The sequence below is a fragment of the Arcicella sp. GW458-12-2-14-TSB2 genome, from assembly GCF_059423785.1.
Window position 1 is genome coordinate 1 of the sequence record NZ_JBWKYN010000216.1, and the last position, 8,984, is coordinate 8,984.

At 37.6% G+C, this 8,984-nt stretch carries 6 protein-coding genes; 1 reads left to right on the plus strand and 5 read right to left on the minus strand.

Annotation, left to right across the window (positions count from 1 at the left end):
- Together AC07XN_RS21615 and AC07XN_RS21620 are read right to left on the minus strand one after the other, a co-directional pair.
- A partial coding sequence (locus tag AC07XN_RS21615) for a restriction endonuclease subunit S (protein WP_494744561.1) occupies positions 1–710 on the minus strand: 710 nt, incomplete at its 3' end.
- A gap of 47 nt (positions 711–757) precedes the next feature.
- On the minus strand, positions 758–2,317 hold the full coding sequence (locus AC07XN_RS21620; RefSeq protein WP_494744562.1) for a type I restriction-modification system subunit M: 1,560 nt from the start codon (positions 2,315–2,317) through the stop codon (positions 758–760).
- 1,024 nt (positions 2,318–3,341) lie between these two features.
- Here AC07XN_RS21620 and AC07XN_RS21625 point away from each other — a divergent pair.
- Complete coding sequence (locus AC07XN_RS21625; protein ID WP_494744563.1) at positions 3,342–3,941, plus strand: beta/alpha barrel domain-containing protein; 600 nt, start codon at positions 3,342–3,344, stop codon at positions 3,939–3,941.
- A 199-nt stretch (positions 3,942–4,140) separates the two neighbouring features.
- Here AC07XN_RS21625 and miaA read toward each other — a convergent pair whose 3' ends face one another.
- The 3 genes from miaA to AC07XN_RS21640 all read right to left on the minus strand — a co-directional run bounded on the left by miaA (position 4,141) and on the right by AC07XN_RS21640 (position 8,484).
- Positions 4,141–5,064 (minus strand): tRNA (adenosine(37)-N6)-dimethylallyltransferase MiaA, encoded by a 924-nt coding sequence (miaA, locus tag AC07XN_RS21630; protein ID WP_494744564.1) that lies wholly within the window; start codon positions 5,062–5,064, stop codon positions 4,141–4,143.
- Positions 5,065–5,766: 702 nt separating this feature from the next.
- Entirely contained in the window at positions 5,767–6,855 is a 1,089-nt protein-coding gene (locus tag AC07XN_RS21635) for a complex I subunit 1/NuoH family protein (RefSeq protein ID WP_494744565.1), read from the minus strand.
- A 417-nt stretch (positions 6,856–7,272) separates the two neighbouring features.
- Positions 7,273–8,484 (minus strand): trans-sulfuration enzyme family protein, encoded by a 1,212-nt coding sequence (locus AC07XN_RS21640; protein WP_309923987.1) that lies wholly within the window; start codon positions 8,482–8,484, stop codon positions 7,273–7,275.
- Positions 8,485–8,984 lie beyond the last annotated feature (500 nt).

The following is an 8,984-nucleotide window of genomic DNA, read 5'->3' on the forward strand; positions in this document are numbered from 1 at the left end:
TCCTGAAAATCATTTCCAACATCATCTTTAAACCTTAATTTCTGTGAAAATATCTTTTTGGCAACGGTAGTTTTTAATACCTTCAATTCCTCAATTATTTTGTTTTGAGTTGTTATTCTCTCATCTATCAGCGACAGAAATGATGCTATTTTTTGTTGTTCATCTGGAATAGGTATAGAGAACTTTATACTTTTGATACTTTCAAAGTTTAATCCTTCTCGACCGCTTCCTGTTTGCAAACTAGTAAAGATTATTTGACCTTTACTCGAGGAAAACAATAGTTGTACAAACCTTGGATTGTATTGTTTATTTAATCTTATAATGCAAACATGTTGATTAACATTTCCACTTTTAAAATCATTAGGAACTACACAGCTTCGTCCCAGTGATGCACCTGTTATATTAAGAAGTATATCATTAGCTTGGACGATACTATTTTTCATTTGGTTATTTATCAACTCTGGAATAAATACAGAATTTTCTAATTCTAACTTGTTATTATTTACATTTTGACTTCGTATGAAAAGTACACCTTCTTTTGTATAAACAGCTTCACCACCTAAAGGAGTCTTTCCACTATTTACTTTGTCAGCCATCTCCCCTAACTTCTTCACTTTCCACTCCCCCTCAAACCCCGGAAATCTAAGGCGTGGAATGTTTAAATTTCCTTCATTAGGAACTTTACCCACTTTTAATTTTTCATTCTCCATCTTGCTCATTTAAATTTCGTTAGTAAAAACATTAAGGATATAAAAAATTAAAAAACAAGTCCTAATTCCTTGAAATAGACATCAATCTCTTTGTCCAACTCAGCTCTTTTGCACTCCAAAGATTTGATTTCCTGCATAACCGCTTGGATGTCTATTTCGTCCTGCTCTTCAAAGGTATCTACATATCGGGGAATGTTGAGGTTATAATCATTCTCTGCTACTTCTTCTAGCGTAGCTAAATGGCTATATTTTTCAATCGCTTTTCTGCTACGATAGGTATCCACAATCTTATCGATGTGTTCCTCTAGTAACATATTTTGGGTTTTTACTTTTTCAAATTCCCTGCTGGCGTCAATAAATAAAATATGGTCTGGGTCTTCCTTACATTTTTTAAACACCAAAATACAAGTTGGAATACTGGTTCCGTAAAAGATATTGGCAGGTAACCCAATTACAGCATCCAAATAATTTTTCTGTTCAATAAGATACCTACGAATGTGTAATTCTGCTGCTCCTCTGAACAAAACACCATGTGGTAATACAATCGCCATTGTGCCGTTCTCTGCCAGATGGTAAATCATGTGTTGTACAAACGCAAAGTCGGCTTTGCTGGCTGGTGCCAATTTTCCATACTGACTAAAGCGGTCGTCGTTCAGGAATAAAGGATTGGCACTCCAATTGGCTGAAAATGGAGGATTTGCTACGATAGCCTCAAAAGGCATATCATTCAAATGTTGTGGATGCTCTAGTGTATCTTCCTGCTTGATGTCAAATTTGAGGTAATGTACTCCATGAAGTATCATATTCATTCGGGCAAGATTGTACGTAGTACGGTTCATTTCTTGTCCATAGAAATTATTCACATCCTTTACCTCTCGGGCTACGCGAAGCAACAGCGAACCAGACCCACAGGTAGGGTCATACACTGATTTTAGTCTGTTTTTACCTGTCGTAACAATTTTTGCCAGAATTTTAGAAACTTCCTGAGGTGTGTAGAATTCTCCTGCTTTTTTGCCTGCACCACTAGCAAACTGACCAATTAAATATTCATAAGCATCACCCAATACGTCAAGTTCTGTATGTTCTAGCTTGAAGTCGATTTCGTCAAGATGTAACAGTACCTTAACAATAAGGGCATTTCTACTTTCAGCGTTTCTACCTAAATTGTTACTATTTAGGTCCATATCAGAGAATAGGTCTTCAAAGTCTTCTTCACTTTGCGTACCCATCGTACTCAGCTGAATATTGGTTAATATTTTCTGTAAATCTTCAAGAATAAAATTGTTACTATCACTATTCCCCCGTTTAGTTATCTCACTAAACAGTTCAGAAGGTTTTAAGAAGTACCCCAATGTTTCAAGCGCTTCTTCTCTGATTGCTTGAATATATTCTTCGCCTTCGGGCGTATTCTCTTGGATATTTCTGAATTGAAGATTGTCTTGTTGCAAAATAGAATTGGCATAAATCTCCATTTTTTCAGCCAAATATTTATAAAAAATAAATCCCAAAATATAATCTCGGAATTCATCGGCATTCATTTTCCCTCGTAGTGTATTGGCTATATTCCAGAGTTGTTGCTCTAATATTTTCTTTTGCTGTTCAGACATTTCAATAAGTGTTATTTAGATTAGGGATTTTAAATCTCTAATTAAAAAAATTAAGGATTTAAAATTTTAAAAAAACGCTAAAGTAGCAAACTTTTAGCTACTAAATATTATACTTACTATAAAAATATTGAATATTTGAGATGATGTGATACATATAATGACTTATAGCCTATCACCCAAAGCCACAATAACCAATAGCAGACATCCGATAGCCTACGACCGATAGCCTACCTCTCGCTTATTTTTGAAAGCAAATTATTGTTTATCCATATACTAACATGTAATTTTGCCCCACCAGATATGCTGAAAAGATATTGTATGCTGCAAAAAGTAGTTTTTAGGACAAACTCAAAACGGGTTTGTTTTTTATTTTAGATATTCTTCTTATTGAAGCAGTATTATTAAGGTTTAGTCCTTTCTATTAGCGGGTGACTTAAGTCCTATTGATTACCCATAAGTTGATAACTGACTGATAATCAACTTGTAATAACCTTATCCCCCAGCCCCTTCTCCTTCAGAGAAGGGGAGCAGACTCTGGGCCTTAAAGCTCCCCTCTCTGAAGGAGAGGGGTTGGGGGTGAGGTTTGAGAGGCGATTTAAGCCCATTTTGTCAATAATCACATCTTCATTTTTAATTTTTAAAAGATGTGGGTAATCAGTAGGACTTAAGTCACCCGCTAATAGAAAATGATTTTTTTCGCCCTTAATGGTCTAGGCGACCCTGTAATACCTACAAAGACAAAAAGAATAAACCCCTTATCCCTAGCGAGAGACTTAAGTCCCTCGCTAGGGAGTAACACTAGAAAAGCGGTAAGGGAAAAGCAACAATAAGGAACATAACCCGTGGTCTGTGGCACACAGAACACCATACTTGCCAATTTTGAATGATAAAATCATCGATATGAATATTTTTTTGTGTTCTGTGTGCCACAGACCACGGGTTATTCAAATCCAAATGCCCAAAGCAGATAACTGAAAGCCGACGACCAAAAGCCGACAGCAATAATAAAAGCCATATAAAAATTATGCTTAAAACAACCGTAAAAGTATCAATGTTAAATAACCTCTCTGACGCACGCTATTGTGCAGGAATGGGAGTAGACCTGTTGGGTTTTTCGATGGATAAACTCGACTTTGAGAAATATAAAGAAATGCGTGGCTGGTTAGCGGGCGTACAAGTAGTGGGCGAAACTGATACTAACGACGTAGCTAAAATCGCCGAATTGGCAGAAACCTTTCAGCCTGATTATCTACAAGTAAGTGCTTGGGAAAACTTAGCGGAGATTCAAAGAATAAACTTGCCTATCATCCTGAAAGTAGATTTTGCTACGGCAAACCTTCCTGCATTGTTTCAGACAACCAAAGGAATGGTTGAATACTTTTTATTGGAAAGTTCGGATGAGTTTGGCGTAATAGACGATGCCACCCTGAGTCAGATTGACGCATGGTCGTTTCAGTACCCAATACTGTTAGGTTTTGGCGTAAAGGAATCAAACATAAATGACCTTTTAGAACAAACCCAATTGAAGGGATTTGCCCTAAAAGGTAACGACGAAATCAGACCAGGTTTTGGAGATTTCGACGAACTAATGAATATTCTTGAGCTACTTGAAACGGATGATTAGTTATTCATAGGATATTTGTCATCTCTATGTGTACTTACTTTGAAAGAAAGGTATACTCCCATACCCAATAACATGAATGATAGAATTGCTAGTGCCATAACGGTAGATATTTGATGTTAAGTTCAGGTTTATTTTCTTACATTAAATACGTAAAAAAACTATGCCTTAGATTTAGATTTCGAGTAAAAATAGATGAAAACTATTGAAAATCAGCAATTTCCCTTAAAATTGTTTCTATAATTTTATTAAACGGTAGTTCTGGACTTAACCAGTTGATTATTAGGCCGTTATTTTCCATCTTTCTAAAGTAGGTCATCTGTCGTTTTGCGAACTGATGGATGGCTACGTTTAGCTTCTCAAACATGGTTTGATAGTCTATTTCGTTATTGAGATATTGGGTGATAAACTTGTATTCCAGTCCATAAAAAATCAGTTTTTCGGCTGGGATTCCCTTGGCTAATAGTGTTTGTACTTCTTCTATCATACCATTGGCTAAACGGTCTGATAGTCGTTTGGTAATGCGTTCGCGTCGGAGTTCTACGCTTGGATTGATGCCAAAAATAATGGCTTGGGGAACATTTTGGGGCGTAATTTTAAAATCAGGGTTGTTTTTTAGGAATAGATTAATCTCGATAGCCCTGATTAATCTCTTTTTTGTTGAAGTATCCGACTTCTCTGAATAGATACTTTTATGCTCTTCAAAAATGCTAAGTAGCTCTTCTGTAGACTTTTCCAGTAATTTTTCTCTAGCGGGCAAGTCTATCGGAATGGCCGTAAATTCATAGCCTTTCAGTACGGCCTCTAAATACATCCCCGACCCTCCGCACAGAATCGGTGTTTTGCCTCGCTGCAAAATATCGTTGTAGGCTTGCTGAAAATCTTGTTGAAATTGATAAATATGATAGCTTTCGCCCGCATCGATAATATCGATAAGGTGATGTGGAATTTTTTTCCCTTGCATCTCAAATTCGTCCAAATCTTTACCCGTACCAATGTCCATTCCTCGATATACTTGCCGAGAATCCGCACTGATTATTTCCCCATCAATAACATGAGCGAGCTGTACAGCCAAATGAGTTTTCCCACTAGCAGTTGGACCGAGTATGACGATTAATGGGGACATTAGTTGTGAGTGAGTGATTGAGTGAGTTGTGAATTAGTTAGTTAATTGTGAATTAGTGAATTGTGAATGAGTGATTATGTTTAAAGGCTGTAAGCATTAAGCTATCGGTTGTCGGTATTTTAAGTCCTAACCTTTCCTATTAGCGGGTGACTTAAGTCACCCGCTAATAGGAAAGGATTTTGAGGATAATAATTTTTACGCAGTCGCTCGTTTCTAACGAGTGACGACTATTATAAGGCTTCCAGCCGAAAAAGCCATTAATAATAAGATACTCATCACTAGCGAGGGACTTAAGTCCCTCGCTAGTGATAAGGGCTTCAACGATTGGTTTTAAAAACTATTTATGTACATTTAAGCTAATTTAATCAATAATAACATTTCCATTTCAACTTTTTAAAAGATGTGGGTAATCAGTAGGACTTAAGTCCCTCGCTAGAGATGAGGGCTTCAACGCTTGGTTTTAAAGACTAAATTAACAGATTTTTGCTCTTCGAAATGTTCTGAAAGACATCTCGAAATATAGATAAAAAGGATTTCAAACCCGATAAAAAATGTAGCTATAATAATTGGTAGATTTATAGTTTCTTCCTTATGAACATTCGCCCAGAGGGCTTCAGCGAATAATCGTCACTCGTTAGAAACGAGCGACTGCATAAAAACTCACTCACTCACAACTCACTAACTCACCCAATCACAACTAATTCACATCAACAACCGCCAAATAGCCGACAGAAAAATGCCTAGAATAGCGAAAGGAGTGAGGACTTTCCAAGTAAGATACATCAGTTGGTCAACACGTAAACGAGGGAAAGTCCAGCGAATCCACATTTGAATAAATACCCCTATATATGATTTAGCAATCAGCCAGAAAAAACCCCACAACGCACCAGCCCAAGTATTAGGCTCGCCAGAAGTCCAGTCAGCTAATCTTAAAAAGCCGATATTTGGGAAAGGCGTATTCCAGCTACCCCAAAATAAAATCGCACCAAGGATACTTACCAGTAACATCATGCCGTATTCCGACAAAAATACCAAAGCCCAACGCATCCCCGAATATTCTGTATGAAAGCCACCTACCAATTCAGATTCTGCCTCGGGCAAATCAAAAGGAGCACGGTTACATTCCGCCAACGTAGCAATAAAAAAGATGACATAAATAGGGAAGAAAAACGGAACACGAACGATATTCCATGAAAGAAATCCCCCCACTTTTGAAACATCAATATCCAGAAACTTCAAGCCAAATAAATAATTGGTTTCTTCAGTATAAATCCCTTGTTGTAAGCTAATTTCCTGTAAATTAAGACTTTGAGAAATCATCGCTACACAAATTACGGTTAGTCCCAACGGAACTTCGTAAGAAACAATCTGTGCTACCGAACGCATCGCTCCAAACAAAGAATACTTATTGTTAGAAGCCCAGCCCGCCATCAAGATACCGATGATGTCGATAGAAATTACTGCTAATAAATAAAACAGCCCGACCTCCGCTTGCGAACCTTGAAGGTATTCGCTAGGGCCCAAAGGCAACACGGCGAAGCCCGCAAAAATAGCCACGAAAATAATACATGGGGCAACCAAGAAGAGTTTTCTATTGGCCAAGGCAGGAACGATGTCCTCTTTTTGAAGTAATTTAACCAAGTCGGCTATTACTTGGAGCAAACCATACTTCCCTACTTCCATAGGACCGAGGCGGTCTTGCATAAAAGCAGAAACTTTACGTTCGGCATATACACCAATTACGACATTGGCTAATACTAAACTCAGACAAATAAGTAAGGCTATATACATTGTTGTAGGAGACTCTTTCGCCAAGTCATTTTTACTGATTTGTACCCTATATCCCTAGCGAGGGACTTAAGTCCCTCGCTAGGAATAAAATTTATTTTCTATTAGCGGGTGACTTATTAAGATTCATAAATTAATCGTTCTTTTTAGCCTTTGTTTACAACACTTCACAATCATAATGACCTTCGAAAATATGTAGTATTGTTGAACCCAGATAACTTTCTTGGAACTATATGTAAAAACATTAACCAAAATACAAAAGGAACGGTTATTTTATGAAAGCTAATAAGTCCCTCGCTAGGGATAAAATTCATTTTCTATTAGCGGGTGACTTAAGTCACCCGCTAATAGAAAGGGTTAGCACATAATAATCCTGCTTTCAGTAAAAGCATGGCTTGGTAAATGATATTTTTAAAAAGACTATTCTGCCACAGCTGTTTCTTCTTCCTCTTCTTGAAGTTGAAGCTGCGTTGCTTTTTCTAATGCTTGTTCAAAATCTTCTATCAAATCTTCCACGGCTTCTAGGCCTACTGCTATTCTTACCAAGCCGTCGGTGATACCTACTTCGGCTCTTTGCTCAGGGCTTAATTTAGAGTGCGTTGTTGAAGCAGGGTGTGTAATGATAGTTCTAGTATCGCCTAAGTTGGGTGAAATAGACGCAATTTTGATATGTTTCGATACCTCGTTTACCATTTCAAAGCCACCTTTGATGTCAATCGTCAAGATTGCTCCACCCATTCTCATTTGCTTTTTAGCTAAGTCAAACTGCGGATGTGAGCTAAGGAATGGATATTTTACAGCATTCAACGCAGGGTTTTTCTCTAATGCTTGTGCTAGTTTCAAAGCATTGTCTGAATGTTTTTCTATGCGTAAATGGATGGTTTCAAGGCTTTTAGATAAAATCCATGCATTGAAAGGCGACATCGATGGCCCTGTATGGCGAGCAAAGAAACGGATTTCATTAATCAACGACTCTCTACCACATATTACACCACCCAACACACGACCTTGTCCGTCGATATATTTTGTAGCCGAGTGAATCACCAAATCAGCACCCCAGTCGGCTGGCGTTTGAATCACTGGTGTTGCAAAGCAGTTATCTACAGCCAAAATCAGGTTATGTTTTGCTTTTAGCTGACAAATCGCCTCAAGGTCGATTAAATCTAACCCCGGGTTTGATGGACTTTCGCAGAACAAGAATTTAGTATTATCCTGAATAGCAGCCTCCCAAGCCTGTAGGTCGTGTCCATCCACAAAAGTAGTAGTGATACCCCATTTAGGAAGGATTTTACTTAGAATCTGGATACATGAACCAAAAAGGGCTTTTGAAGCCACCACGTGGTCGCCAGATTTTAATAAACCCGCCATAGCAGCAAAGTTAGCAGCCATGCCCGTAGCAAAAGCGATACCGTCTTCAGTGTTTTCAAGCATACACATTTTCTCTACGAACTCATCTACGTTCGGGTTCATGTAGCGAGAATAGATATTGCCTTCCATTTCATCTGCGAAAATGGCACGTCCTTGTTCAGCATCTTCAAAAGTAAAGCTTGAAGTAAGATATAGTGGAACAGAGTGCTCACGGTTTTGTGAACGTTCTGCTTGAATTCTGATGGCTTTTGTCTGTTTTTTCATCGTGTCCTCCGTAAAATAATTTCAACATGGAATGATTAGTGGCTTCACTGTAATCGTCAGAAGCTAATAATAGCCGTAAAGATAAAACAAAAAAGCTACTAAATCATAGATTTAGTAGGCTAGTTAAGTGTTAGATGGATGATGAATTTTATAAGTAGGTAATTAATTACGTTTATTCCACCTGTAGGGCTGAATTTCATTCGGCCGTTGCAGGTAAGGATAGGGGACGAACATCGCGGTCATACCCGATTCCCAGTAGGGCTGAATTGCATTCAGCCGTTGTAGATAACAATAGGGGACGTACATCGTGGACATATTACATTCAGCCGTTATAAGTAACTATAGGAGATATACATTATGGACATTTACTATATCTCCTTACGTTGTATTGAGAATTTCTATAACTATCTGTATTTCTGCAATAAAATCATTTTATAGGCTTTAAAATATGTAAATTTTTCAATTTTTTATTTGAAAATTTCATACAAATGATATATTTG